Origin of the sequence: Microbacterium phyllosphaerae (genome assembly GCF_050628115.1) — a bacterium.
In the GTDB taxonomy this organism is placed as follows: Bacteria; Actinomycetota; Actinomycetes; order Actinomycetales; family Microbacteriaceae; genus Microbacterium; species Microbacterium phyllosphaerae_A.
The window spans coordinates 907,398-933,893 of record NZ_CP192502.1; the positions used below are offsets into that span (position 1 = coordinate 907,398).

Here is a 26,496-nt window from a genome sequence, read left to right on the forward strand (position 1 = left end):
TTGCGAAACCCAAGCCCAAGGAGCTCGACCATGGTCCTCACCGCACACTCCACCATCGGCGACTGGCTGAACGACCCGACCGGCGGGCCCCTCATCCGCGCACTCTTCGAGCAGACCGGCGCCGACCCGGAGCTCCTCACCCCCGTGCTCGGACTGCCGCTGCAGCAGCTCGTTGCGATGAGCCAGGGCGCACTCCCGCAGTCGGTCGTCGACGACCTCGTGCGCGCGGCCAACGACGGCGAGATCCCTGAGGCCGACGAGTCCGAGGGCTGGGCCGAGAAGCCCACCACCGGACGTTTCGCCGGCAAGACCGTGATCGTCACGGGCGCAGCATCCGGAATCGGCAAGGCCACCGCATCCCGCATCGCCCGCGAAGGCGGACGCGTCATCGCCTCTGACATCGCCGCCGACAAGCTCGACGCTCTGAAGGCCGAACTGCCGGATGCCGACATCACCACCGTGGCCGGCGACCTCACCAAGCAGGACGCGATCGACGCCGTCATCGCCGCCGCGGGCGACCGCATCGACGCCCTCGCGAACGTCGCCGGCATCAACGACGACTTCTCCCCCGCAGGCGAGACGACGGATGCCGTGTGGGACCGCGTCATCGCCATCAACCTCACCGCCCCGTTCAAGCTCATGCGCGCGGTGCTGCCGGTCATGGAGAAGGCCGGCCGCGGCTCGATCCTCAACGTCGCCAGCGAGGCGGGTCTGCGCGGCAACGCGTCGGGCAACGCCTACACAGCCAGCAAGCACGGCATCATCGGCGTCACGAAGTCCGCGGCGTTCATGTACGGGCCGAAGGGCATCCGCGTGAACTCCGTCGCTCCGGGCGGCGTCGCCACCGGCATCCCGATGCCCCCGAACATGTCGGAGTACGGCTCCGGCCGCCTGGCCCCCTTCCAGCAGTCGATCCCGACGGTTGCGACCGCCGAGCACCTCGCCGCGTCGATCACATTCCTGCTGTCGGACGACGCCGTGAACATCAACGGGGCCGTGCTGGCGTCAGATGGTGGATGGTCGGTGCAGTAAGCACCCCGATGACCACGCCCCTGCCGACCCGAACGGCAGGGGCGTTCTTCGATCTCCAGCTCAATCACGGTGTCGCAGCCGGCCTTCTTCGCTCCCGCGACCAGACGTGACCTATACTTCGGGAAATCTGGTTCCATGCGCAGGGCGGGGAAAATGAGTCAATTCGAACCGAAGTACATCGAATATAGCGAATGGCATGACGGAGCCAAGCGAAGCTTCTTGGATCCAGCAAAGGCAACGGCAGTCCGCCTGCTCGGCGAACTGCTCGACGATCGAATAGATTCGGTTGACCGGGGCCGGTTTCGCATCTCCACCAGTCGCGTAAAATCTGCCCAGCGTTCGTTCGCCAAGTTAGGGCGGGACAAGTATGCCGGCAAGATAACTTCGTACGAAGACGTGCCAGCCGTTCTCGACGACCTGGTGGGACTTCGACTGGTGTGCAACAACCTATCGGATATAAACACATTTCAGGAGCTTGTCGGCGAACTCCCGATCGACGCTCCGGATGCTGTGAGCCTCGCCGTTGAGAGTGAGTCCCACCGCGACTACTTCACGAACCCAAAGCCGTCGGGCTACCGGGCCTTTCACGTAAATTTTGTAGTGCCAGTGCCGCGAACTAATGGGACACGGCGTGTTCGAGTAGAGGTTCAAGCGAGAACACTACTTCAGGACGGTTGGGGAGAACTCACCCACGAGGACACGTATAAGCCCGGGTCCACCGTCCCCGAATGGATAGTCAGCATGTCCCTGCGGATGGCAGAGCTCCTTGCCGCCGTCGACAATATCGCTCAGGACCTGCGCACAGGACTCGACGTCGAGACCCAACGATCTGTTCTTGCAGTTGCGGGCGTAGAAGACCAGCCCGATGTCGCATATATCTCCGGCACCGCAGACTCGACCGCTCCGACTCCGCTCACGGTTTCCTCCCGACTAGAGAAGCCAAAACCTCCATCCGACTACGAGAGGACTGAACAGAAGGAGTTGGAGGCGGCCCTAATCGAGGAGACCTTGCGCATCGTCCGTGGTCTTACGAAACCCGTCGCCCTCGCCGCTTTGTCACAAGACTTGAATCAGATCTTCGGAACAGAGATCACCCGCACCTGGTCGAAGTGGGGAGGTTTCAAGAAGTTTCTCGAAGACATCGTCCCCGAGGCAGAGCTTTCAGGGCCCGCCCCGGGGTATGTTCACCCGCCGAACACTCCAGTTCCCGAGGGTTGGATCCTGGAAGACACGGGCACGGGGGCTGTGCCGTCCATTGTTAGAGAATTGCGCACCTACGACAAGGCAATCCCTCTGGTTGGCGCCGAGAGACTGGAGCAGGTCGTCATATCGGTCACCAATGTTCTTCAAAGCGCCCACGTTGAAACTCAGGGGAGCAGTGCCACAGTCTCGCAAGTCGACGCACTCGCGCGACAGGCGCGATCAGATGGTGAGTCGAGGGGAACGCTAGTCGTGCGCCCCCACGCTGCCTACGTGCTCCAAGCGGTCAACGGCAAGAACCGCATCTCGCGTGACATCACCGCAGACGAGGTCAAAGCGATCCTTTTCGATCGAATCATCTCGATGGCCGAGGTCAATGGTCTGGTAGGCGATCGTGCGGCATCCGGTCACGAGCTCTGCGATTGGCTTGGTATCGAAGTGTAGCTAGTCATTGCTGAACAAGCCGCTTGATCGAACGGCGACGTACAAGCGCACGGCGGAGGATGGCAATAGCCCTCACATCTGCGTCACCTACCCTGGCTGTCATGAAGAAGCTCCCCGCGCTCGCGACGCTCGCCGTCGGCATCCTGCTGCTGTCCGGATGCTCTCAGGCGTCGACCCTCGCGGCCTGCGGCCAGGTCGCGGCTCAGGCCGTGCAGGTGACGGGTGTGATCGAGAGCGTCAGCTCGCCGACCCCCGAGGCCGCGCAGGCGGCGCTCGATGAGGTCAAGAAGGTCGCCGAGAACATCCGCGGCATCGACGGACCCGACGAGTTCGTCACGCTCCGCGACTCGTGGACGACGAGCATCGACGCATTCGTCACCGAGGGCGAGAAGGCCATCACCGGCGACGTCACGGGCCTGGATGCAGCCTCGACCGAAATGCGTACGGCGACCGACGCGATGCTCACCTACTGCACCCCGTAACCGGCGCCCGTCACTCGTGGTCGGGAACGCTCATCGCGATCTCGAAGCTGTCGCCGATCACTCGACCACCTTCGAACACGGGCTCTTCGTCGAGCGTCTCGAGGACGCGAGCGTCCTGCGTGGCAGCAGCCGTCCCACGGTCGCGCGCCTCGCGCGACGACCACGTGATCACCGAGACCACGACGGACTCGCCTGCACTCACTCCTGCAAGGTCGGCGATGCTCGTAAGCTCGCCCGGTTCGTACGACGCCCCGTCTGCGTGAAAGTCGGCCTGGTCGGCTGAATCACTCGACTGCCAGTAGTCGACGACGCTGATCGCACCGTGGTCGCGGTACACGTCCGCCATCCGCATCGAGAAGTCCAGGTAGGCGGCTTTGCGTTCCGTCGACACCGGAACGACGGTGATGTCAGCGATGACCATGCTCGGCTCCAGTCCTCGGCTTCACGTGTTGATCGCGCGGATATCCGCCGCCGATCCCCTCCACCTTGGCCGGACGGGTCCTACCGCGCAATGCCTCGCAGCAGCCGCGTCACGGTCTCCTCGACGCGCTCTGCGCTCAAGGGCTGACCGATGAGCGCGGCGTACGACGCCATGGCGATGAGCTGGTCGGCGATGGCGTCAGCATCCACGTCTTCGCGGATCTCATCCGCAGCCTGACCGCGCGCGATCCGTTCGGCGACCCACGAGCGGATCGGCGCCGCGAGCCGCTCGTTGAGCGCGAGCCCGAGTTCGTGGTCGGTGGCCGTCACCGCGATCAGAGCCCGGGCGAGTGCGACGCCCTCGGGCCGCTCCATGCCGGCGGACATCGCGGAGAACCAGGCATGCAGGTCGGCCCGGATGTCGTCACTCATCGCGACGGTCGCATCCGCGAGGGGCACCTCTCCCTCGAGCAGCGCCTCGCCGAGGATCGCCGCCTTCGACGGCCACCAGCGGTAGATCGTCTGCTTGGAGACTGTTGCCGACTCCGCGAGTCCCTCGATCGTCACTGCCTCGTATTCACCGGCCACGACGGCGGCGCGCATCGCCTCGAGCACGGACTGGCGCGCGGCTTCACTTCGGGGACGGGGCATCAAACCAGGCTACCGAGCGGGACGGAACGTGACGAACGGCATGTTCGACCACCCGCCCGGCGATAGAGTCGCGGCATGGGGGAACATCTCGAAGAACAGCCCGGCCTCCGGCCTGCCGAACAGTCGGTGAGGATGGGCATCCTGACCCTCGCGCTCACCGTCTTCGGACTCGTGATCTTCACCGCCGTGATGACGGCAGCTCAGGCGGTCTCGGTGCTCAGCCACCTGCCAGACTCGCAAGCCTCCCTCGGGTGGACCCTGTTTCTGATGATGATTCCGACGGTCATCACGGGCATCGTCTCGGGCCTGACTGCAGCGCTCGGCGCATACATCGGCAGGCGCATGAAGCCGACCGCCACCAGCGCGCTGACCACCCGCGGACGAATGGTCGTCGGCGCGGGTCTCGGTGGAGCCATAGGCAGCGTGCCGTTCCTGCTCTATGTGACGTGGTGGTACCAGAACGGCCCCGGGCCGTGGATCCTCGCGCTGGGCTACATCGCGATCTTCGGCGCCTACGCCGGCTTCGTCGCACTCTGGGCCAGGCGCCGGCAACACACCGCGTGACTCACCTGCGCGCCGTGGAGGTCTCTTCGAGGTTCGCGCGTATCTGACGTTTCGCGCTCGACAGGCGAGATCGAGCGGTCGAGGGGTTGATCCGCAGCACGGCCGCCGCTTCATGCGAACGCAAGCCATCCCAGTAGACGAGCCGCACGAGCTCTGCGTCATCGTCGCTGAGCGCCTCGATCGCTTCCCTGACCTCAGCCGACAGGCCGTCGCCGTCTGCCACCGAGTGCGTCGACCGCGCGTCGTCGACGAACCGTTGGACGGCCGCTGAGCGCCGGGCGAGCGAGCGTCGCGAGTTCAGCAGCACGTTCCGCGCGGTGACGAACAGCCACATCCGGGCCTCGAGCTCATCGGCCGGCATCTTGCGCCTGATCTTCCATGCGGTGAGAAGCAACTCCCCATAGGCCTCAGCGGCGTCGGATGCGTTCAGGAGCCGTCGCTGAAAGTAGCGGGACAGATCCTCGCCGTTCCGACGTATGAGCGCCTCGAACCGAGCCGCTGATTCACCGCCGCCCATCAACGGCACTCCGTCGACTGCGAATAGAGACTGACCTCGTGACCGGGCGACATCTCATGCCCGCGCGCCTCGAGTTCAGCGAACAGAGTCTCGGCGACGACACGGTTGAGGGCGTCGCTCATGATTTCGGTGTCGCTGGCTTCGATCGGACTCCGCTCACCGTCTTCATCGACGGCATTCGCATAGTCGTCCCGCACGACGGCTTCCATAGCCGTGAGATCGAGCGCTTCGAGATCCATCGTGCCGACGATCATCTTCGCGTCCTGCACGATGGGATCGTCGTCGGCCACCCCTTCCCACTTGACCAGAAAGCCCTGGAAGCAGGCCGAGCCGTCGGTGCTCTCGATGTTCAAGACGTTGTCGGCGACCCATCCCCACGGCGTCTCGTTTCCGCCCCCGGCCATCGCGACCGAGCTGCCGCCGATGGCCACGATGCACGCGGCCGCACCGACCAGCCAGCGCATGCCACGCCCTCGACGCTGCCTGGCCTCTCGCAGGATTCGAGTGCTGTGAGCATCGAGGTTGGCAGGCGTCGTCACCTGCGGCGCCGCTTCTCGCAGTAGCGATCCCAGTTCGGTGTCGTTCATGTGGGCAAACCCTTCTCGCGGACGTTTTCATGCAGTACATGTCCGCAGTCCCGGTTATTGTCCGACCCGCAAGAAACTTGGCGAAGGGCACGGATCGTCACGCAGAGAGTCCCGACGGTGAGCAGCTCACGCCTCGGGACCTTGTGTGATCTGCGCTACGGCCGAGGCGAGGTGGCCCGCTTCCAGTCTGTCCGCACCATCCAGGCGATGAATTGCTTCAGCTCTCACCTCCGTCGACGTCGCGCATGGCTGCAGCCCGGTACCGCTGCGCCACCGCGCCCGACGCGAACTCCCGCCGCTCCACCAGTTCGAGCCGCACCCGCTCACTCAGCCCGTCAAGCAATCGCGGCCCGTGCCCCGCGAGCACCGGATGCACGACGAACGTGTACTCGTCGATCAGCCCCAACTCGGTCAATGCCAGCGGCAGCGTCACGCCGCCGACGGACAGCCCCTCGCCCGGCTGCGCCTTGAGCGCGCGCACCGCAGCGCCCAGGTCGCCTCGCACCAGGTCTGCGTTCCAGTCGACGGCGCCGAGCGTGCTCGACACGACATGCTTCGGTATGCGGTCGATGGCCTCGGCGAACGGGATCTCCCACTCATCCATCCAGTCGGGCCACACCCCGGACTCCGGGCGACGCCACGCGGACTGCATCATCTCGTAGGTCGTTCGGCCGTAGAGCGCGGCGTCCGCTCGCTGCATCTCAGCCGTCCAGAAGCCCATCAGTTCCTCGTCGGGAGCGACCCCCGCCTCGTGATGCACGCAGCCGTCGAGCGTGACGTTGATCGCATAGCGCAGTGGTCTCATCTCGCCGCGCCTTGCGCAGACTGTCGCGCCGAATGCATGGGATCAGGGTAGCTCCAGCACTCCACCGTTATTCTCACCTCACTCCAGCTCCGCAATCGCATCATTCAGAGGACGACAATCGGATTGGCGGGAAGTGCTGGTCAGGCGGAAGCGTCGCGTTCACAACCGATAAGAGAGCGCTCCTCGATGCGTCGATACGGTCCGCGAGAAACAACAAATACGGCCACTCGTCCGGTTGCACTGACATCCATCCATCGATGAATCTGACGACATCAGGAAACTCGCGGATCAGCAGTCGAAGATCAGCGCGAATCAGAGTGAGGCGTTTCTTCAGCACTCGGACCAGTTCACGGTCTAGCGGCTCACGGCAATAGACCACACTCTGATCTTCGATTTGGGTCCGTGTAGCAAGAGTACGCGTGCTGAGGGCGTCGTGAGCCCCGTCCAGCGCGGATGCTAAGTCGTACAATGACCCCTCTGCTCTGACTGGCAGGCGAAACGATTGACGATCGAAGACCTGGCGGAGGAAGACCGTCGGCTCAGGATCCATAACCCAGCGCACGATAGGCGGTCGGATTCCGTTGTCGGCCTGGGCGACATACTCAACCGCATCCTCGAAAGCGTCTTTCGCGGAGGCGCCCGCCTCAATGTAGGTGTAGAACATGTCGGCAAACAAGGTCCCCGGGTCGTCTCCGACGTTGCGGGTAGCCCCGACTACCCAACCGTCGTCGGGAATGAAATGGGGCGCCCAATGCGCCGTATCACACCCGTTCAAGACGACCCCGCGCAGACGCGCGGATCGTTTACGAAAAGCATGCGTGAGTTCAGCGGGAGTGATCTCACGTTCTGATCTCCCGGTATCGGAATCGTAGTCAAGCGCGATCAGGCGCCCTCGATGACCGTGGCCAATGTAGTGAAAAATATCTGGGTCGAAGCTTTGCAGTACTTCAGCCAGATCGCTCCAAGGACGGTCGGTCTCAACCGAGACCTCGAACGAGACGTTCAGCCCCAGCTTTCGCAACCGTGCCACCTCGTCCCGAGCAAGGTCGAGGTCGGGAGCACAGGCGAGCTGGGCCCAAACGAGGATGCGCGTGCTCGAAAACGCGGGACCATTCAATGACATGAGCTTGAGGGTACCGGCTGGGTGCACTTTGGCTGCGCCCCCGGTGACACGGGGGGGGACGCCATCTGGCCGGCGATCGTTCTACGCATACTCGCAACAGCAGACCAACTTGAGCAGCGCACCCCTGGCCCGGTGCTGCGCACCGCCCTAACCTGACCGGCATGTTGAAGATCGTGTCGATCGTGATCCGCGCGAATGACCTGCCGGCGCAGTCCCGGTTCTGGCAGGCGGCCCTCGACTACGTCGAGCGAGACCCGGCGGACGACGACTGGGTCGTGCTGAAACCGCGCGATGCGGACAGCCCCTGCATCGCCCTCGACGCGCATCACTCCGAGCGGGTGCTGCCGCCTCGCATCCACCTCGACATCTATGCCGAGGATCAGGCAGCCGAAGTCCGCCGCCTGGCCGAGCTCGGCGCGCGCGAGGTGCACTGGGACAACCTGCCGGACGACGCCGACTACGTGATCATGGAAGACCCCGAGGGCACCGGTTCTGTGTCGTGGATCGTCCGGACTGGGTGGGGTGGGAGGGTTCGCGGGGCGCGTGAAGTATCCCGCAGAGTGATGGCCGCACGCACGGCATCATCACGTTTCAGATTCGACAGTTGTCGGGCGCGCCGCCGTACCGATATACAGGCAGTGGCGCTCTGGGGGCGCCGGCGATTCGTCGCCTCACAGTCGAGGGGAACTCTTCATGTCTCAGCCGCCTGCCGCCTGGCATCCTGATCCTGAGAATCCGAATCAGCTGCGCTGGTGGGATGGCGTCCGGTGGACCGGCGCGACGGCTCCGTCACCGGCCGCGGCCGTGACGACACAGTTCGCACAGCCCGCAGCGCCCGAAGCATCCGCACCGGCGAAGCGTCGCACCGGATGGCGCACGGCCGGAATCATCGTCGGCGCGCTCGTCGTCGGCGGGCTGCTCGCGCGGCTGTCCCCGATCGCGAACGTTCTCGTCGCGACCGCAGTGGTCGCAGTAGGACTGATCGTCTTGCTCGCACGCCCGCTGCCCGCCCTCGGACTCCGATCGCGGCCTTCGGGTCTGGTGGCCCTCGGTCTGGCCGCGCTGCTCGTCACCGGCGGCGGCATCGCGAGCGCGAGCACGGGTGGCGTCGAGGCCCCGACCGCCTCCAACCCGCAGCCGTTCGCGAGCGTGCCGACCGCGACTCCAAAACCGAGCCCGACTCCCACGCCGACCCCGACGACCTTCGACACCGTGTCAGAAGAGGTCGTCGTCCCATTCGTGCAGACGACGGCAGACGACCCGCTGAGCCTGCAGGGCTCGAGCGCAGTGACCACGGTCGGGGTGAACGGCATCACGGTGATCACCTACCGCGTGACACTCATCGACGGCGTCGAGGTCTCTCGTGAAGTCGTCAGCGAGGTCGTCAAGACCGCCCCGGTGAACGAGGTGACCTCGATCGGCAGCAAGGTTCCGGCTCCGGTGGCGGCACCGGTTCCGCTCGTGCAGCAGGGTGGCGGCGGATGCGACCCGAACTACACCGGAGCATGCGTTCCGATCTCGAGCGACGTGGACTGCGCGGGCGGCAGTGGCAACGGGCCCGCGTATGTGCAGGGCCCGGTCACGATCGTGGGCAGCGACATCTACGACCTCGACAACGACGGAGACGGCATCGCCTGCGACAAGTGAGCGGATGCCGGTCAGCTAGCCAGCCCTCAGCGACCGGTTTAAGTAGAACGCCCGCTCGCCCGAGTTCGGGTCGGTGCCGCTGAAGCCGTGCCGCCCTCAGAAGCGCTGCGCCCCGGCCATCCGCGGTGCTCGCTCAACGAACGGGGGCTCCGCTCGCTCAACGACCGGGTCGGGGTCAGGCACTGTCGGAATCCGCCTTTCGCGAGCCGGCCTCGAGCACATCTCCGGCCGGCAGCTCCTGGTGCCCGCCGAACTGCAGACGCATCGCAGACAGCACCTGGTTCGCGAAATGGTCTTCGTCGCGCGAGGCGAAGCGCTCGAACAGGGATGCCGCGAGCACCGGCACGGGCACTCCCACGTCGACCGCGGCCTTGACCGTCCAGCGACCCTCGCCCGAGTCGGACACGCGGCCGGCGAGACCGTCGAGCTTCGGGTTCTCGGCGAGCGCCGCGGCGGTCAGATCGAGCAGCCACGACGAGATCACCGAGCCCCGACGCCACAGCTCAGCCACCTTCGAGGTGTCGATGGGGAACTGGTAGAACTCCGGCTCCTCCAGCGGGGCGATCTCGGCAGAGTGCTCGGCCTCGCGCACCCCGGCATCCGCGTTGTGCAGCAGGTTGAGCCCCTCGGCGATCGACGCCATGATGCCGTACTCGATGCCGTTGTGCACCATCTTCACGAAGTGCCCCGCACCCGTCGGACCGCAGTGCAGATACCCCTGCTCCTCGGCGGTGAGCTCGCCGGTGCGTCCGGGCGTGCGCTCGATCTCGCCGACACCCGGAGCGATCGTGCGCAGCACCGGTTCGATCCGCTGTACGGCCTCGTCCGGTCCGCCGACCATCAGGCAGTACCCGCGGTCGAGTCCGAACACGCCACCACTCGTGCCGACGTCGACGTAGTGGATGCCGCGCTCGCGGAACACCTTCGCCCGCCTGACGTCGTCGCGGTAGTTCGAGTTGCCGCCGTCGATCAGGATGTCGCCCTCATCGAGCACCTCCGCGACCTGGTCGGCCACCGCGCCCGTGAGCGATGCGGGCACCATCATCCACACGGCCCGCGGCGCCTCGAGCTTCGATGCGAGGTCGGCCATGCTGTCGGCACCGGTGGCCCCCTCGGCGACCAGCGCCTGCACGGCATCCGCATTCACGTCGTAGACCACGCACTCGTGCCCCGCCCGCATCAGGCGGCGCACGATGTTGGCACCCATCCGGCCGAGTCCGATCATCGCCAGCTGCATGAGAATCCCTTCGTCCCCGCCCCCGGTGAGCCGAGTCGGGGCAATCCTGGCACGGTCGGAGTGGGTGCTCAATGGTGTTGCGGGGGCGTGTGTTCTCGTGCGGGGTCAGTTGCGCATCCGCGAGGCCGGTCTCCGGTGCGGAAGTGGCCCCGCACGCCCGGCGGCACGACACACAAGCGCGACCCCGCGCGGGATGACGGCATCCGCTCCCTCCGGATAACCTGGGGGAGTTGATCGCGCGGGGGAGCTGCGCGACCTGACGACCGGAGATCTGATGCCTTCACCGCGCCTTCGCACCCTCGCCGCCTTCGCCGTCGCAGCGCTCAGCGCCGCAGCCCTCGCGAGCTGCGCAGCATCGGGCGACACCAGCGGTAATGGCCCGACCGAAGCCAGCGTCGCCGTGCTCGACGAATTCTTCGCGCACCTCGAGAACGGCGAGTCGGCGGAGGCCGCGGCGATGACGAGCATCGACTTTCCCGAGGAGTTCATCGACGAGGACTTCTATGCGGCATCCGCTGCCTTGCCGACCGACGCGACCGTGATCGACGTCAAGGGCAGCGACGAACACTCGGTCACGGCGACGGTCGAGTACGTGCTCGATGATCCCGAGAACCCGATGACGGCGACGTACAAGGTGAAGAACACCGACGGCGAGCGCCGGATCTCGTGGTCGAATGACTCGTTCGGCGTGATCAACGTCGGCTCGCCCGGGCGTCTCGTGCTCAACGGCGAGATGGAGTACCCGATGAGCGCTGACGCCGCCAGGGTGTCCCTACTGCCGGCGCTATACGACTTCACCTACGACGACCCGACCGGCACCACGCAGCTCGACCCCGACGGCACGAACGAATTCACCGTCGCGTGGCCCATGGATGACCAGCCGTCCGACGCCGACCTGCCCGCCCGCGTGAACGTGAGCACCGCGAACGTGTCGGTCATCGCCTATGTGGAGACCGACGTCACCGACGCCGTCGACGCGCAGATCGAGGAGCTCCAAGCCGCCTGCGTCGCCGAGGGCCTCGCAGGACCCTCGTGCCCCGCGTCGGTGGTCGAATACGACAAGCCGCTGATCGACCCGTCGAGCGTCCAATGGCTGCGCGAACCCGGATACGGAGTCAGCGGCACCGACGGTGTCGTCGAGTATTCGAAGGGGTTCACGCTCCGCGCCGACGGAGATTCGTACCCTGGTCACGCCGTGTACGAGGGCACCGTGACCCGGGATGCCGATGGAGTGGTGACCTTCACCCGCAAGTGAGGCTGGCGGTCGTTTTTGCCGGGCACACCTTCGGAGTCACGAGACGCCGCGCCGACGGATGCCGAGTCCCGACGGCGTTTCTCATCCGGCATCCGAAGCTGTGCTCGCGCATGATGCCCGGCTTGCCCCGAACCTCCCCCACACGGGCCGAGCGCACCCCTCCGGATGAAAGACTTTCCTCATGACCTCCGGCACGTTCGACCAGATCACGCAAGACGACCTCCGCGCCGCGGGCAGCATGAAATGGACGACGTTCCCCGACATGATCGGCGCTTTCGTGGCCGAGATGGACTTCGGACTCGCCCCTGCCGTCACCAGCGCGGTGAAGGATGCTCTCGACCTGGGCGTCACCGGCTACCTGCCCGAGAAGCTCGCGAAGGATCTCTCCGTGGCGACGGCGCGCTGGTACTCCGAGTCGTACGGATGGGAGATCTCCCCCGAGCGGGTGCACCACGTGCCCGATGTGATCGCCGCGTTCGAGCTGGCGATCGACAACTTCACCACCCCGGGCTCGGCCATCATCGTGCCGACGCCCGCGTACATGCCGTTCCTCCTGGTGCCCCCGATGCGCGGCCGTCGGGTCATCGAGGTGCCGAGCATCGAGGTCGACGGACGCTGGGTCATGGACCTGGATGCTGTCGCGCAGGCGTTCCGCGACGGCGGCGAGATGCTGGTGCTCTGCAACCCGCACAACCCCCTGGGTACGGTCGCGACCCGGGATGAGCTGCTCGCCATCGAGTCAGTCGTGACGGATGCGGGCGGGCGCGTGTTCGCCGACGAGATCCACGCGCCGATCATCTACGCCCCGGCCCGGCACATCCCCTACGCATCGGTGTCGGATGCCGCCGCAGCCCACACGTTCACGGCGACCTCCGCCTCGAAGGCGTGGAACCTCGCGGGCCTCAAGTGCGCGCAGGTGATCCTCTCGAACGACGCGGATGCCGAGCTCTGGGAGCGCCTCGGATTCTGGCCCGGCCACGGCACGTCGACGCTCGGCGTCATCGCGAACACCGCCGCCTACACGGCAGGCGGCGAGTGGCTGAGCGAGGTCGTCGACTACCTCGACGGCAACCGGCGGATGCTGGCGCAGCTCGTCGACGAGAAGCTCCCCGGCGTGCGGATGATCGTGCCCGAGGGCAGCTACATAGCGCTGCTCGACTTCCGCGAGACCGGGCTGACGGGGGACCTCGGCGAATGGTTCCGTGAGAACGCGGGAGTCGCGATGACGGATGGCGCCGCCTGCGGTGAGGCCGCCATCGGGTACACCCGGTTCGTGTTCGCGCTGCCGCGTCCGGTGATGGTCGAAGCGGTCGAGCGGATCGCGGCTGCGCTCGCCGCGCGGGCCTCGGGTCACCGCTGAGCTGCGGGCATCCCGAGCGAACCGGACGGCATGCCCCACCCCGCAGAGTCGCGACGATCGGCCCGCTGCGCCTCACGCCAGGCATCCAGAGTCCTGACGAACCGCCGGGGGTCTTCGAGGTGCAGGTAGTGACCATGTCCTTCCCACAGCTCTGACACCGACCCGGCGGGGGTGAAGAGCGAGGCTTCCCGCCGGACGCTGTCGGCCGTCGAGTGCAGCGACAACACCGGCTGTCGCCGCGCGTGCGCCACACGTTCCGTCGCCGGCCCGAGTCCGATCGCATCCGGATCCACGTACTCAGAACGCAGGTACGACGCGATCGTCACCGGGTCGGTCGCTCGGAGATCGGCGAGTACGCGCCCCGCATCCGTGGGTGACAACCCGACCGTGGCGGAGGCGAAGAAGTCCGCGACCCTCGGCAACCCGTCGCGCTCGATCGCTGTGGCCCAGTCGGCCATCTCCTGCCGCGAATCGGCATCCCCGGCGTACGCGGCGTCGACCACGACCTCGCTGTGCACCAGGTGCGGGACGAGGCCGTGTGCGACGAGGGTCACCTGCGCTCCCATGGAATGCCCGACGAGCACGGCCGGAGCCTGCAGGCCCTCGAGCACCGAGACCAGCTGACGTGCCGCACGGGCGACGGTGCCGGGTCCCGAGTCGCCACCGGGAGATCCGGGAAGGCGCACCGCGACCGCGTCCCACGCACGCGCGTCGAGTGCATCCCGTATCGGCTGCCAGCTCTCTGCCGACCCCGCCCAACCATGCACCAGTACGACCGGTGTGCGCATCGATGACGCCACGAGGTTCCCTTTCGCTCTGCGACCAACGGAGTCCACTTTGCCCGATCCTGCGCAAATTGCGCAAGCGCTGTCTTAGCTCAGAAAGCTGCAATCCAGACTTGACAACTCGTAATTGCGGCCATAACTTGATAGCGCTTGCTCAACTCGAGCGGAGCATCAGCTTCATCAAAGGAGAAGAAGATGACAGCGCGAAAGGCGTTGATGGCCATCGCAGCGGGTGGCATCGTCCTGAGCCTCGCCGCCTGCTCGGCAAGCACGGGCAGCACCGGGGATGCAGGCACGGCCGAGAATCCGATCGAACTCACGTTCTGGGGCAAGACGCAGGGACAGAAGGCCCAGGTCGAGCTCTGGAACGAAGAGCACCCCGAGACGCAGATCACCTACGTCGAGCAGGGTGGCGATGCCGACCTCTCACAGGCGCTGCAGAACGCGACCACGGCGGGCAATGCGCCGGATGTCTTCGAAGTCCCCCGCACCTACTCGGTGTCGTTCCTCGCCGACGGCGTCTCGCGAGACATCTCCGAGTGGTTCGACAACGACGACGGGGCGATCGCCGAGGGCGCCTTCGACTTCGTGAGCGTCGGCGACACCGTCGTCGGGGTGCCGTACGCGACGAACCCCACCTTCAACGCGATCAACACTGCGACGTTCGGGCAGTTCGGGTTCGACGCTCCGGGCGACTGGGCCGAATTCCTCGACCAGGCGAAGACGATGCAGCAGCAGAGTGACATCAAGAGCATGAACCTGCCGGGCGAGGACCCTTCGTACCTGCGCGACCTCGCGACGCAGTTCGGTGCCGAATGGTGGCAGCCCGAGGACGACGCCTGGAAGATCGGCTTCACCTCCGAGGAGTCCCTCGCCGCAGGCGAGATCATTCAGCAGGCCATCGACGCCGACATCGTCTCGAACAACACCTACATCGAGTGGGATGCTCTGATGCAGTTCTTCGCATCGGGCCTGCTGTCGCAGTTCACCACCTCGACGTGGCAGTTGCCCGTCTACGAGCAAAACTTCGCCTCGTCGGTCGGCGATTGGGAACTCGCCCCCTACCCGGCCGAGTCCGCCGACGCCGAACTCGTCTCGCCGAGCTACTACAACATCTACGGGATCTCGCCGTCGAGCGAGCACCCGGATGCAGCGGTCGAGTTCGCTCGCTGGACCGCCACCGACCCCGACGCGATCGCGCTGCTCGCCGACCCGACAGAGGGCGCGGCAGCGTTCCCGGTCGTCGCCGATCCAGAGTCGGTGATCGACCGGCTGCTCCCCGACGAACTGCTCGGCGATACCCGCGCCGATGCGCCCGCCGTGGTGCTCGACGCCGCGAACACGGCGCGTTCGATGATCGAAGGCCCCAACCAGGCGGCCGCCACCGAAGAGCTCACCGACTGGTGGGCCAAGGTGATCACCAAAGAAGCCACGATGCAGGAGCTCCTCGAGCACATGCAGCAGTGGACCATCGACGACCTGACGTCGAAGAACATCCAGGTCGCGGAGTAGCGCACAGCGTCATGACGATCTCCCCTTCCCCCACACCATCCGACACCGCGCGTCGCGCGGCGGGCACCACGCCCTCCGCGCGACGCGGCTGGAGAGCATCCCAGAACCGTGCCGGCATGACGTTCGCGGCACCGTTCTACATCGGATTCGCGTTCGTCTTCGTCCTGCCGATCCTGTACGCGATCCAGCAGAGCTTCTTCTCCGTGAAATCCAGCGGTGGGCTCGGGCTGGGTGGCACAGAGGTCGTCTTCTCCGGGATCGACAACTACGTGCGCGCGTTCTCCGACGAGGGATTCTGGGGGTCGATGGTGCGGGTGGCGATCTTCGCCGTCATCCAGATCCCGATCTCGCTCGGCCTGAGCCTGACCGCCGCGCTGCTGCTCGACAGCCTGACGTCTGAGGTCCGCGCGAGCGGCTTCCGCACCGCTCTGCTGGTGCCGTACATGGTGCCGGCGATCGTCGCCTCTCTGATCTGGGTCTACCTCTACTCGCCGCGGGTCGGCCCCTTCACGTCGATGGGCGACATCTTCGGCATCGACGTGAACCTCTTCTCGCCGTCGATGCTGTGGTTCTCGATCGGCAACCTCATCGTCTGGATGGTGCTGGGGTTCAACATGCTGATCCTCTACGGCTCGCTTCGCGGCGTCGACAGGTCGGTGCTCGAGGCGGCCCGTGTCGACGGGGCGGGGGCGATGCGAATCGCGTGGTCGATCAAGATCCCCGCCATCCGCGGAAGCCTCGTACTCACCGGCCTGCTGTCGATCATCGGCATGCTGCAGATCTTCAACGAGCCGCTGCTGTTCCGGGCGGCCTCACCCGAGACGGTGACGAAGGACTTCACGCCCATCATGTCGATCTACTTCCAGGCGTTCGCGAGCAACAACTACAACTACGCCGCGGCGCTGTCGGTCGTGCTCGCGGCAGTGCTGGGCGTGCTCTCGTTCGGCTTCTACAGGCTCACCACCCGGAAGGACGCATCGTGACCGTCGACTACCGCGAGGCGCCCGCGCGGACGGCCTCGACGCGGAAGCCGGAGCCCCTCGCCAGACGCATCCCCCGGCCTCGTCGCCGCGCGGGCTCAGAGCAGCTGGTCGCCCTGATCGGGTTGATCCTGTTCGCGTTGTACTCGGTGGCTCCGATCTGGTGGCTGATCGTCAACGCCACGAAGGACCGCCGCGACCTCTACAACTCCAACGGTCTCTGGTTCGCCGACTTCAACCTCTGGAGCAACCTCGAGTCGCTCGCCACCTACCAGGACGGAATCTTCTTCCGGTGGGTGCTCAACACCATCCTCTATGCGGGTGTCGGCGCCGCCGTCTGCACCCTCATCTCGATCGCCGTGGGCTACTCGCTCTCGAAGTTCAGCTACCGCGGACGCGGCATCGGACTCGGGATCGTCGTCGGCTCGTTCCTCATCCCGAGCACGCTGATCACGCTCCCGCTGTTCCTGCTGTTCTCGCAGCTGGGCATCGTCGACACCATGTGGGCAGTGCTGATCCCGTTCTTCGTCTCACCGTTCGGCGCCTACCTGGCGAAGGTCTACGTCGACGGTTCGATCCCCGACGAGCTTCTCGAAGCCGCCCGCATCGACGGCGCGAGCGAATGGCGGATCTTCCTGACGATCGTGCTGCCGATGATGCGCACGGGAGCGGCGACAGTCTTCATCCTGTTGTTCGTCGCCAACTGGAACAACTTCTTCCTGCCCCTCACGATGCTGCGCGGATCGGACAAATGGACGCTCGCCGTCGGTCTCTACAGCTGGTTCGTCAACCGCTCGGACTCCGTCGTCGACCTCACCGCTCTGACCATCACCGGGGCGCTCATCTCGGTGATCCCCCTGGCGATCATGATGATCTCGATGCAGCGCTACTGGAAGACGGGCGTGACGCTCGGCGCGATAAAGTGACCTATCCTCGCACCGCACGCACCCGAAGGAATCCGATGACCGAGAACGGCGCCGTCACGTTGGAAGACGTGGCCCGCGAAGCCGACGTCTCGGTATCGACCGCGTCGCGCACCCTCAACGGACGCACAGGGCGAGTCAGCGAGTCGACCCAGGCGCGGGTGCGCGCCGTAGCCACCCGCCTCGGCTACGCGACGAACCTCGCCGCGCAGGCCGTCGCGCTCGGGCGGTCACGAGCCGTCGGGCTCGTCGTCGGCGACATCCCCGACGACTATCAGAACCCCGTGATGACTGGAGTCTTCCACGCGGCATCGAAGCGCGGCATGCTCGTCACGACCGCCGTCGCCCAGACAGCGGCGATCGACGCGACCTCCAACGCGATCCGGCTGCTTCGCGGGCAGCGGCCGTCGGTGATCGTCTACGTGGGCACCGAATCCTCGACCAGCGAGGGCATGCCTGAACTCGCGGCCGAGCTCAAGCATGCGGAAGACGAAGGATGCCGGGTCGTCGTCATCGGCGTCTCCGGCACTCCCTTCGATTCGGTCGTCGTCGACGACCGCAGCGCGGCGGCAGAACTCGCGACTTCGCTCGCAGGAATCGGCTACCGCGATCCGATGATCGTCGGCGGGGTCGGCCTCGGACAGATCTCGCGCGAACGCACCGATGGGTTCATCGAGGGCTGGGCACAGAGCGGACTCACCGTGCCTCTCGACCGCGTGCTTCAGCAGGCGTCGAGCCACGACGGCGGCTATCGTGCCGCTGGCGAGATTCTTCGCCGTCGACCTCTTCCCGATGTCGTCTTCTGCGTGAACGACTCCATGGCGATCGGCCTCTCGGTACGCCTGCGCGAGCAGGGGATCGTCATCGGCCGTGATATCGCGGTGGCCGGATGCGATGACATGCCCGCACTCCGCGACATCGATCCCCCGCTCACCACCATCCACCTGCCCTGGCTCGAAGCCGCCGAAGAGGCGTTCCGCCTCGCGGAGTCGGAGGAACGGGCGTCCGGGCGTTCGGTCGTGCTCGAGGGATACCCGGTGCTCCGCACGTCGACGCCGGAGGTCACCGGCATCCCGTCCTGAATCCGTTCCCCAGCGGTCGGTGCGTGGTCACTTTCGCACGCAGCGGTCGGTGCGTGGTCACTTTCACACGCAGCGGGCGGTGCGTGGTCACTTTCGCATCGCAACGAGGCGTTTCCGGTGCGTTTTTGACCACGCATTCGCCGGGAGGTGCGTTCTTGACCACGCATCCGCCGGGAGGTGCGACGAGCGACGCGTCAGCGGTCGCGAACCGCATCCCCCATCGCCGCGAACGCCTCGCGCAGGATCGGGCGCGGGGTCGCGAACACGACCCGGACGAAGTTCTCGTACCCGCGTCCGAGCAGCGCGCCCTCGGTGAGCACGACGCCCGCATGCTCACGGAAGAACGCGGAGGGCGGGCCGTCGATCGCGAGGCCGCGAGTGTCGATCCAGCCGATGTAGGTCGCTTCCGGTGCGCGATACACCGCGCCCGGCAGATGCTCGGCGACCAGCGAGCCGAGCATCTGCCGCGAACCGTCGAGGTAGTCGATCACTCCGTCGAGCCACGGCTTGCCCTCACGGTAGGCGGCAGTCGAGGCCACCACGCCGAGCGTCGCGGCGCCGTGCTGCACCGAGAATCCGAAGCGGCGATAGAGCTCCTGATCGGCGTCGTTCGAGGTGATCAGCTGCGCGGTCTTGAGCCCGGGGATGTTCCAGGCCTTCGACGCACTCGTGCCGGTGACGGTGTGCGCGGCGGTCGCCTCAGACAGCGATGCATACGGGATGAAGGGGCGCCCGTCGAAACGCAACGGCGCGTGGATCTCATCCGCGAACACCCGCCCGCCATGCCGCTCGACGATCTCGGCGAGCGCGTCGAGCTCGGAGCGCTCGACCACCGTTCCGGTCGGGTTGTGCGGGTCGCAGAGCACGAGGGTGCGGGCACCCGCGGCGAACGCCTCGTCGATGCGCTGCAGGTCGTGGTGCCAACGGCCATCGACCTCGACCCCGGGAACCTCGATCACCGGGTGTCCGATCGCGGGCAGATATGTCAGAAACGGCATATAGGCGGGAGTCGGCACGATCACGGGCGAACCGGCGGGCGCATATTCTTCGACCGCGACGCGCAGAGCGGCCATGACATCCGACACGGGGTGCACGCGCTCGGGGTCGACGTCCCAGCCGTACTCGCCGCGCATCCAGTCGGCCGTCGCCTCGCCCAAGCGGGCTGCCAGTGGCGGCGACAGGTACCCGAGGTTCTCCTCGTCGATCGCGCGGTGCATGGCCTCGGCGATCACCGGCGCGACGCCGAAGTCCATCTCCGCGACCCAGGCACCGATGCGCCCGGGGTGCAGGCTCCACTTGCGACTCTCCGGCCGATCGAGGTCGAACCTCGTGCGGGAGTCGAACGGATGCGGATCAGTGTGCGCGCGGTCGTCAGTCATGGTGTGGCCCTCAGACGGCGATCCGACATCGAACGGCGGCTCCGACAGTCGACGTGCGGCGAGCGCGCGCGCCCGGTGACGCGAGCGCCGCCCACGGGGTGGTGGTCTGAGTCTCGGACACGGCTGCTCCTTCACGGCATCTTTCATCGCGGCGTTCACGGTGGGAGCTTCCAGCCTAAAGACGCCCACCGTGGTCTCGCGATTCGCGTTTCGGTGAGTGACGGTTGCAGCCTGATCGTGCTGCGCACCGACGCCCCTCAGTAGGCGGAAGTGAACGCGGATGCCGCGCGCACCAGCGCCGCGTTGTCGGGTGCGCTCCGCCCGTCGGGCAGCGTGAGCGTGTCTTCTAGCCCGATACGGGTGTCGAGTCCGAGCTTGGCCGCGAGAATGAGGGCCGGCCAGACCGAGCGCTCCTCGCCGTGCAGCAGGATCGGCATGCTCGGCTCGTCGAGGCGGACGTGCGCGATGAGCCCCTCGGCGTGGCGCCGCACGACTTCGGCGGCCTCGTCGGGCAGCTCGATCAGCACCCGCGTGCACTGCGCGCGTGACGGCGAGTTGCTCCACGCCTCGAGACCGGTCGGATCCCAGATACCCGCCTCGACCCCGATGCCTCGGCTCAGCAGCGACGCGGCCGTGCGATCAGCGCCTGTCTCGTGCCAGTTCACCGACGCGTAGTCGGGGAGTTCGGTCCACTCGGCGATGCACGCCAGACGCTTCTCGACGTCGGGTTCGATCCACGCTCCGGTGGTGACGCCGATCGGCACGCCGGGGCACGCGGATCGAAGCGCGCGCAACCAGTTCGCGACATCATCGGCATTCAGAGTGTCGCGGCCCTCGGCATCCTTCGGGTGCACGTGGATCTCCTGCGCACCCGCCGCCACCGCCCTTGCCGCATCCGCGGCCGCAAGCGTCGCGTCTGCACTCAAGCCGGGGTGCTCGGTCACATCGCGCGCCCCGTTGAGGCACGCCTGCACCAGCATCCGTCGTTCTGACTCTTCGGGCACCGCGCCCATCAGTTCATGAGATCGCGTGGGTGCCAGTCGTAGAGGTTGCCCCTGTCGGATGGGCCCTCTTCGGTGCGCACGGCGTGCTCGACCTGACGTGCCGCTGCTGCTCCGCGCCCGACCCGGACGGCTTCGTCTTCGGTCTCGAAGCTCGACCCCAATGTGCGGGATTCGCCCTCGATGCGGTTGAACCAGATCCCGTCGCGTTGGAACGTCTCGATGTCACCTGCGGCCATGCCTGAAGTCCTTTCGATCTTCCTCATTCATACCCCGTGGGTCATACACCGCAGGAGCCCCTTGACAGCTCTCCTGGCACTTGCGTGCCGGTCGGAGAAGCACGGAAAGCGGAGACGGCATCCACCGATCCGCGCCGGCGTCAACCCCGATGACGAGCACATTCGACCGTCGTAGGGTCGATGCATGCATTACCCGTATGCACCCGCAAGGAGCGAGCGATGACGCTGGAAGTGATGTCGCCGACGGCGGCACTGCTCGATGGACGATATGTGCTGCACGAACGCGTCGGACGCGGCGGCATGGCCACGGTCTACCGCGCGGAGGACACCCGACTCGGTCGGATCGTCGCGATCAAGATGATCCACGAGGGTGAAGGACCCGTCGCGTCGATCGAACGCGCGCACACCGAGAAGGCGCTGCTCGCGTCGCTGAGTCATCCGTCGCTCGTCACCCTGCACGATGCGCAGCTCGAGCCGAAGCGCCCGCAGTACCTCGTGATGGAGTTCGTCGACGGCCCGACCCTCGCCGCACGGATGGCCGAAGGCCCGCTGCCGCCGCACGACGTCGCCCGCATCACCCGCGACCTCGCCGAGGGGCTCACCGCTGTGCATGCCGCCGGGATCGTGCACCGCGACGTCAAGCCCTCGAACGTCCTGCTCGCGCGAGGCCGATCGGGGCGCGCCGTCGTCGCGAAGCTCGCCGACTTCGGCATCGCATGCTCGATCGAGGACACCCGGCTCACGACCCCGGGAATCGTGCTCGGCACTCTCACCTATATGGCGCCGGAGCAGCTGCGCGACGCCGACCCCGGCACACCGGTCGACGTCTTCTCTCTCGGCCTGATCGCGCTCGAGGCGCTGAGCGGCGAGCCCGGCTATCCCTCGTTGGTCTCCGGCCGCGCAGCGGCGATCGCACGACTGGCGCACCCGCCGACGATCTCTGAGACCGTGCCTCGGGAGTGGCGCGAGCTGCTCACCGCCATGACCCGCCTCGAACCCGAGGAGCGTCCGACCGCTGCCGATGTGGCGCGTACCGCTCGCGGTCTCCTGCGCGACTACGCCTCCGACACGAGCGGGACCGCCGTTGCGGCCGCGGCCGCATCGATCGTCGCGGCAGCCGGGTCAGCACCCGACTCTCCTTCGGCCCGCGAGCCGGATGCCGCGGAGGCAGCGCCGACCGGAGCCACCGCCGTCTTCCCTGCGACAGACGCTGCGGAGTCACCCCCGCGCGACCGTACGCGCACGCGCAACCGGGTGATCGCCGGCGCCGCCGGCCTGGTCGCGACCGGCGCTGTCGTCGTCGGACTCGCGGCGTTAACCGCACCTGCCTCCGACATCGGTCGTGCGGCGACGGCGACCGTCGTCCGCACGGCGTCCACGCCCGCCGAGACGGGGCCGGAAGACGCTCCCGTCGAGCCGGTCACCGACTCGGAGGCTCCCGGAAACTCGGGCAACTCCGGCAACTCCGGCAACTCCGGCAAGGGCGACAAACCCGACAAGGCGGACAAGTCGAACGGCAACTCCGGCAAGAACTGACCGGCGTCCTCACATCCGATTCCGTGCGGGGTCAGAATCGCATCCCCGCAACCCGATTCGGATGCCAATTCGACCCCGCACCGGACGGCGGATGCGCTTTCGACCCCGCACGGCCCCCGCTTCACCGCCGCATCCCGACCGGCGATCGGCCGCAGCATCCCCCGGTAGACTGGCCATGCCCCGCCGGCCCCTCATCTAGGAGTGCGCGTGACCACCGCCCCTGCACCTGCCCACAAGCACGTCCCCGACTCCGTCGAGAACGCCACCGCGACTCCGGAGAAGGAGCAGCCGTACGCAGCGCTGGGCCTCAAGGACGACGAGTACGCCCGCATCAAGGAGATCCTGGGCCGCCGCCCGACCTCCGGCGAGCTGGCCATGTACTCCGTCATGTGGTCGGAGCACTGCTCGTACAAGTCGTCGAAGAACTACCTGCGCCGCTTCGGCCAGAAGGTCTCTGACGAGATGAAGGAACGCCTGATGGTGGGCATGGGCCAGAACGCGGGCGTCATCGACGTCGGCGAGGGCTGGGCCGTCACCTTCAAGGCCGAGTCGCACAACCACCCCTCGTTCATCGAGCCCTTCCAGGGCGCGGCGACGGGCGTCGGCGGAATCGTCCGCGACATCATCTCGATGGGCGCACGACCGGTCGCGGTCATGGACGCCCTGCGCTTCGGCGCGATCGATCACCCGGACACGGCTCGCGTCGTGCACGGCGTGACCAGCGGCATCAGCTTCTACGGCAACTGCCTGGGCCTACCGAACATCGGCGGCGAGACGGTGTTCGACTCCGTCTACCAGGCCAACCCGCTCGTCAACGCGCTCGCAGTCGGCGTGCTCCGCCACGAAGACCTCAAGCTCGCCAACGCCACGGGTGTCGGCAACAAGGTCGTCCTGTTCGGTGCCCGCACGGGAGGCGATGGCATCGGCGGCGCCAGCATCTTGGCCTCCGACTCGTTCGATTCCACGGGCCCGACCAAGCGCCCCGCGGTGCAGGTGGGCGACCCGTTCGCCGAGAAGGTGCTCATCGAGTGCTGCCTCGAGCTCTACCGCGACGAGCTCGTCGAAGCCATCCAAGACCTGGGTGCAGCCGGAATCTCGTGCGCGACCAGCGAGCTCGCGGCCAACGGCAACAGCGGCATGAAGGTCTCGCTCGACAACGTCCTGCTGCGCGACCCGTCGCTCACGGCTGAGGAGATCCTCATGTCGGAGTCGCAGGAGCGCATGATGGCGATCGTCGCCCCCGAGAAGCTCGACGCGTTCCTCGCGGTCGTGAAGAAGTGGGATGTCGAGACGTCGGTGCTCGGTGAGGTCACCGGCGACGGCCGCCTCATCATCGACTGGCAGGGCGAGCGCATCGTCGACGTCGACCCCTCGACGGTCGCGGTCGACGGCCCGGTCTACGACCGCCCGGTCGCGTACCCGACGTGGATCGACGCGCTGCAGGCGGATGCCGCCGAAAAGCTGCCCCGATCGAACGACCCCGAGGTGCTGCGCGAGCAGTTCCTCAACCTGGTCGCCTCGCCGAACCTCGCCGACACCCGCTGGATCACCAACCAGTACGACTATTACGTGCTCGGCAACACGGCACTCTCGTTCCCCGACGACGCCGGCATGATCCGCGTCGACGAGGAGTCGGGACTCGGCTTCGCGATCTCGACCGACGCCAACGGCCGCTACTGCCAGCTCGACCCGTACGCGGGCGCGCAGCTGGCCCTCGCCGAGGCGTATCGCAACGTCGCCGTCACCGGTGCCACCCCGACCGCGATCACCGACTGCCTGAACTTCGGCTCTCCCGAGAACCCCGAGGTCATGTGGCAGTTCGGGCAGACGGTCGACGGCCTCGCCGACGGATGCTACGAGCTCGGCACCCCGGTCACCGGCGGCAACGTCTCGTTCTACAACCAGACCGGCGACGTGCCGATCCACCCGACCCCGCTCGTCGGCGTGCTCGGCATCATCGACGACGTCTCGCGCCGCATCCCCTCGGGGTGGCAGGACGAAGGTCAGAACATCTACCTGCTCGGCACGACCTCGACCGAGCTGTCGGGTTCGGCGTGGGCCGAGACCGTGCACCAGCACCTCGGCGGGCTGCCGCCGAAGGTCGACCTCGCGGGCGAGAAGCGCCTCGCGGGTCTGCTCGGCGCCGCCCGTGACGAGTGGCTGATCTCGTCGGCGCACGACGTGTCGGAGGGTGGCCTCGCGCAGGCTCTCGCCGAGGGCGTCTCGCGCTTCGGCATCGGCGCACGCGTCTGGCTGAACGAGATCATCGAGCGCGACGGGGTGGATGCCGCATCCGCACTGTTCTCCGAGTCGACCGGTCGCGTCATCGTGACCGTGCCTCGTGAAGACGACGTCAAGTTCCGTGGACTCTGCGAAGGCCGCGACTACCCGGTGATGCGCATCGGCGTGACCGACACCGAGGGCGACAAGCTCGAGGTGCAGGACGTCTTCACCGTTCCGATCGCCGAGATCCGCGAGCGCTCGCAGGCCACCCTGCCCGCAGCTTTCGGCCCGACGGTCTCGGAGCCGGTCAGCGCATGAGTGAGCTCAGCCGCCCGGACGACGACTACGGCGACCTCGGCGAGAAGCGCAACCGTCGCTTGCGCATCGTCGCCTGGACGGTGATCATCGCCCTGATCCTCGGCGGCGGTGGCGCGACGGTCATCACGCTGATCCTCGGCTGAGTCCTTCGGGGCTGATGTCGGTGCTGGGCCGGGGTGCCTGGGCCTGACCCTGAGGACGACTTCGGAGGGCCCTGGTCGACCGCTGGGCACAACTTCGGAGTGCCCTGGTCGACCGCCGGGCACAACTTCGGAGCGCAGGGGCGACACTCCGGTGGCCCCGGCCTCGATGACGGCGTGTCGACGGCCGGGTCCGAATATGTGCCCGGCCGGCTTCGCGGCATCCGCTTCTGCACCGGCATCCGTGATCCGGGTTTCTTCACAGACCCCGGAATTCGGCCTCGCAATGTAGGCACCCCCGCGAAGGATTCGATGCATCACAGATCCAAGGGGGATGCCATGACCGAAGCCAAACTCGACCTCATCGCGAAACTGCTCGCCAAGGCCGAGAGCACCACGCCCGAAGAGGCCGAGGCTCTCACCGAGCACGCCGAACGACTGATCGTGAAGTACGGCATCGAACAGGCGCAGATCGATGAACGACGAGGCCGACTGGGGCAGACACGCGAGCAGATCGTCACCGAGCGGATGCTGTTCCGCGGCGTGTATGCGAAGGATCTCCGCGAGATCGGCATCGGCGTGGCCATGGCGCTCGAGACCGTGCGGCCCCTCGTCGGTGAGTTCCCGTCCGTGGCCGCGCTGTATCTGGTCGGGCACGAATCCGACGTCCGCCAGGCGCAGACGCTGACTGCAAGCCTCGAGGTGCAGGCCATGGTCGCGATGCGCGACTGGTGGCTCACGCACCGAGACCTGTACGCCAGGCACCGCGAGGGCGAGAGAAGACGGGCGCGCAGTGGATTCCTCCGTGGGTTCGCCGTGGGCGTCATGAACCGCATCGCGGAGAGCCGCCGCGATCTCGTGGACGAGAGCACCGCAGGCACCGATCTCGTGCTCGTCTCTCGGCGGAGCCGGGTCGATGCTGCGGTCGACGAGATGGCGACCAAAGCCGCACGACCGAGACGAGGGGCGGATGCCGCGTCATTCGCGTACGGGCACCGATCAGGCCTCGATGCTCAGACCGGCGGCCAGACCGCGGTGGCGCGGTGAGCCCGAG

General features: G+C 66.8%; 27 protein-coding genes. 16 read left to right on the forward strand and 11 right to left on the reverse strand.

The window, feature by feature from the left end; genetic code table 11:
- Positions 1–30 precede the first annotated feature (30 nt).
- From ACQ4LY_RS04070 to ACQ4LY_RS04080, 3 genes are all read left to right on the forward strand, one after another.
- Positions 31–1,032, forward strand: coding sequence for an SDR family NAD(P)-dependent oxidoreductase (locus ACQ4LY_RS04070; RefSeq protein ID WP_431074708.1), 1,002 nt, complete (start codon positions 31–33; stop codon positions 1,030–1,032).
- 153 nt (positions 1,033–1,185) lie between these two features.
- The gene (locus ACQ4LY_RS04075; protein ID WP_431074709.1) at positions 1,186–2,676 is read left to right on the forward strand and encodes a GTP pyrophosphokinase; all 1,491 of its coding nucleotides are present in this window, start codon (positions 1,186–1,188) and stop codon (positions 2,674–2,676) included.
- A gap of 101 nt (positions 2,677–2,777) precedes the next feature.
- Entirely contained in the window at positions 2,778–3,158 is a 381-nt protein-coding gene (locus ACQ4LY_RS04080) for a hypothetical protein (RefSeq protein WP_431074710.1), read from the forward strand.
- Between the two features lie 10 nt (positions 3,159–3,168).
- Here the strand turns inward: ACQ4LY_RS04080 and ACQ4LY_RS04085 are convergent, their stop codons facing one another.
- Positions 3,169–3,579 (reverse strand): DUF1428 family protein, encoded by a 411-nt coding sequence (locus ACQ4LY_RS04085; RefSeq protein WP_431074712.1) that lies wholly within the window; start codon positions 3,577–3,579, stop codon positions 3,169–3,171.
- Positions 3,580–3,659: 80 nt separating this feature from the next.
- Positions 3,660–4,229, reverse strand: coding sequence for a TetR/AcrR family transcriptional regulator C-terminal ligand-binding domain-containing protein (locus tag ACQ4LY_RS04090; RefSeq protein ID WP_431074713.1), 570 nt, complete (start codon positions 4,227–4,229; stop codon positions 3,660–3,662).
- A 75-nt stretch (positions 4,230–4,304) separates the two neighbouring features.
- Here ACQ4LY_RS04090 and ACQ4LY_RS04095 point away from each other — a divergent pair, with 75 nt between their 5' ends.
- The gene (locus tag ACQ4LY_RS04095; protein ID WP_431074715.1) at positions 4,305–4,793 is read left to right on the forward strand and encodes a hypothetical protein; all 489 of its coding nucleotides are present in this window, start codon (positions 4,305–4,307) and stop codon (positions 4,791–4,793) included.
- A gap of 1 nt (position 4,794) precedes the next feature.
- Here ACQ4LY_RS04095 and ACQ4LY_RS04100 read toward each other — a convergent pair whose 3' ends face one another.
- The 4 genes from ACQ4LY_RS04100 to ACQ4LY_RS04115 form a co-directional block, all read right to left on the reverse strand.
- The gene (locus tag ACQ4LY_RS04100; protein ID WP_431074716.1) at positions 4,795–5,310 is read right to left on the reverse strand and encodes an RNA polymerase sigma factor; all 516 of its coding nucleotides are present in this window, start codon (positions 5,308–5,310) and stop codon (positions 4,795–4,797) included.
- A complete protein-coding gene (locus ACQ4LY_RS04105; protein WP_431074718.1) occupies positions 5,310–5,897 on the reverse strand; it encodes a hypothetical protein in 588 nt (195 codons plus the stop codon). Before ACQ4LY_RS04105 ends, ACQ4LY_RS04100 begins: the two co-directional genes overlap by 1 nt.
- Positions 5,898–6,114: 217 nt before the next feature.
- Positions 6,115–6,702, reverse strand: a complete 588-nt coding sequence (locus ACQ4LY_RS04110; RefSeq protein WP_431074720.1) for a dihydrofolate reductase family protein — start codon at positions 6,700–6,702, stop codon at positions 6,115–6,117.
- A 100-nt stretch (positions 6,703–6,802) separates the two neighbouring features.
- The gene (locus ACQ4LY_RS04115) at positions 6,803–7,825 is read right to left on the reverse strand and encodes a hypothetical protein (protein WP_431074722.1); all 1,023 of its coding nucleotides are present in this window, start codon (positions 7,823–7,825) and stop codon (positions 6,803–6,805) included.
- 161 nt (positions 7,826–7,986) lie between these two features.
- Here ACQ4LY_RS04115 and ACQ4LY_RS04120 point away from each other — a divergent pair, with 161 nt between their 5' ends.
- Positions 7,987–8,550: a VOC family protein gene (locus ACQ4LY_RS04120; protein ID WP_431074724.1), complete on the forward strand. Its 564-nt coding sequence runs from the start codon at positions 7,987–7,989 to the stop codon at positions 8,548–8,550.
- Complete coding sequence (locus tag ACQ4LY_RS04125; protein WP_431074726.1) at positions 8,519–9,472, forward strand: G5 domain-containing protein; 954 nt, start codon at positions 8,519–8,521, stop codon at positions 9,470–9,472. Before ACQ4LY_RS04120 ends, ACQ4LY_RS04125 begins: the two co-directional genes overlap by 32 nt.
- A 175-nt stretch (positions 9,473–9,647) precedes the next feature.
- On the opposite strand, the gene gnd is transcribed toward ACQ4LY_RS04125, so the two are convergent.
- Complete coding sequence (gene gnd / locus ACQ4LY_RS04130) at positions 9,648–10,709, reverse strand: phosphogluconate dehydrogenase (NAD(+)-dependent, decarboxylating) (protein WP_431074728.1); 1,062 nt, start codon at positions 10,707–10,709, stop codon at positions 9,648–9,650.
- Positions 10,710–10,983: 274 nt separating this feature from the next.
- Here gnd and ACQ4LY_RS04135 point away from each other — a divergent pair, with 274 nt between their 5' ends.
- Both ACQ4LY_RS04135 and ACQ4LY_RS04140 read left to right on the forward strand, forming a co-directional pair.
- A complete protein-coding gene (locus ACQ4LY_RS04135; RefSeq protein ID WP_431074730.1) occupies positions 10,984–11,964 on the forward strand; it encodes a hypothetical protein in 981 nt (326 codons plus the stop codon).
- A gap of 181 nt (positions 11,965–12,145) precedes the next feature.
- Positions 12,146–13,324 carry a MalY/PatB family protein gene (locus ACQ4LY_RS04140; RefSeq protein ID WP_431074732.1) on the forward strand — a complete coding sequence of 393 codons (1,179 nt, stop codon included), beginning with the start codon at positions 12,146–12,148 and terminating at the stop codon, positions 13,322–13,324.
- Here the strand turns inward: ACQ4LY_RS04140 and ACQ4LY_RS04145 are convergent.
- Positions 13,315–14,112 (reverse strand): lipase family alpha/beta hydrolase, encoded by a 798-nt coding sequence (locus ACQ4LY_RS04145; RefSeq protein ID WP_431074734.1) that lies wholly within the window; start codon positions 14,110–14,112, stop codon positions 13,315–13,317. The two genes, ACQ4LY_RS04140 and ACQ4LY_RS04145, sit on opposite strands and share 10 nt — an antisense overlap.
- A gap of 192 nt (positions 14,113–14,304) precedes the next feature.
- Here ACQ4LY_RS04145 and ACQ4LY_RS04150 point away from each other — a divergent pair, with 192 nt between their 5' ends.
- The 4 genes from ACQ4LY_RS04150 to ACQ4LY_RS04165 all read left to right on the forward strand — a co-directional run bounded on the left by ACQ4LY_RS04150 (position 14,305) and on the right by ACQ4LY_RS04165 (position 18,606).
- The gene (locus ACQ4LY_RS04150) at positions 14,305–15,621 is read left to right on the forward strand and encodes an ABC transporter substrate-binding protein (RefSeq protein ID WP_431074736.1); all 1,317 of its coding nucleotides are present in this window, start codon (positions 14,305–14,307) and stop codon (positions 15,619–15,621) included.
- A gap of 116 nt (positions 15,622–15,737) precedes the next feature.
- Positions 15,738–16,604, forward strand: a complete 867-nt coding sequence (locus ACQ4LY_RS04155; protein WP_431074738.1) for a carbohydrate ABC transporter permease — start codon at positions 15,738–15,740, stop codon at positions 16,602–16,604.
- Positions 16,601–17,527: a carbohydrate ABC transporter permease gene (locus ACQ4LY_RS04160; protein WP_431074740.1), complete on the forward strand. Its 927-nt coding sequence runs from the start codon at positions 16,601–16,603 to the stop codon at positions 17,525–17,527. Before ACQ4LY_RS04155 ends, ACQ4LY_RS04160 begins: the two co-directional genes overlap by 4 nt.
- A gap of 35 nt (positions 17,528–17,562) precedes the next feature.
- Complete coding sequence (locus tag ACQ4LY_RS04165) at positions 17,563–18,606, forward strand: LacI family DNA-binding transcriptional regulator (protein ID WP_431074742.1); 1,044 nt, start codon at positions 17,563–17,565, stop codon at positions 18,604–18,606.
- A 194-nt stretch (positions 18,607–18,800) separates the two neighbouring features.
- On the opposite strand, the gene ACQ4LY_RS04170 is transcribed toward ACQ4LY_RS04165, so the two are convergent.
- The 3 genes from ACQ4LY_RS04170 to ACQ4LY_RS04180 form a co-directional block, all read right to left on the reverse strand.
- Positions 18,801–19,985, reverse strand: a complete 1,185-nt coding sequence (locus ACQ4LY_RS04170) for a MalY/PatB family protein (RefSeq protein ID WP_431074743.1) — start codon at positions 19,983–19,985, stop codon at positions 18,801–18,803.
- 257 nt (positions 19,986–20,242) lie between these two features.
- Entirely contained in the window at positions 20,243–20,989 is a 747-nt protein-coding gene (locus ACQ4LY_RS04175) for a 3-keto-5-aminohexanoate cleavage protein (RefSeq protein WP_431074745.1), read from the reverse strand.
- Between the two features lie 8 nt (positions 20,990–20,997).
- Entirely contained in the window at positions 20,998–21,225 is a 228-nt protein-coding gene (locus tag ACQ4LY_RS04180) for a DUF2188 domain-containing protein (protein WP_056310565.1), read from the reverse strand.
- 219 nt (positions 21,226–21,444) lie between these two features.
- Between ACQ4LY_RS04180 and ACQ4LY_RS04185 the strand changes: the two genes are divergently transcribed.
- From ACQ4LY_RS04185 to ACQ4LY_RS04200, 4 genes are all read left to right on the forward strand, one after another.
- Positions 21,445–22,761, forward strand: coding sequence for a protein kinase domain-containing protein (locus ACQ4LY_RS04185; RefSeq protein ID WP_431074747.1), 1,317 nt, complete (start codon positions 21,445–21,447; stop codon positions 22,759–22,761).
- Between the two features lie 207 nt (positions 22,762–22,968).
- Positions 22,969–25,302, forward strand: a complete 2,334-nt coding sequence (gene purL / locus ACQ4LY_RS04190) for a phosphoribosylformylglycinamidine synthase subunit PurL (protein WP_431074748.1) — start codon at positions 22,969–22,971, stop codon at positions 25,300–25,302.
- Complete coding sequence (locus ACQ4LY_RS04195; protein ID WP_164481743.1) at positions 25,299–25,445, forward strand: hypothetical protein; 147 nt, start codon at positions 25,299–25,301, stop codon at positions 25,443–25,445. The genes purL and ACQ4LY_RS04195 overlap by 4 nt, the downstream gene beginning before the upstream one ends.
- Positions 25,446–25,781: 336 nt before the next feature.
- Complete coding sequence (locus ACQ4LY_RS04200; protein WP_431074750.1) at positions 25,782–26,489, forward strand: DUF2786 domain-containing protein; 708 nt, start codon at positions 25,782–25,784, stop codon at positions 26,487–26,489.
- Positions 26,490–26,496: the final 7 nt, after the last annotated feature.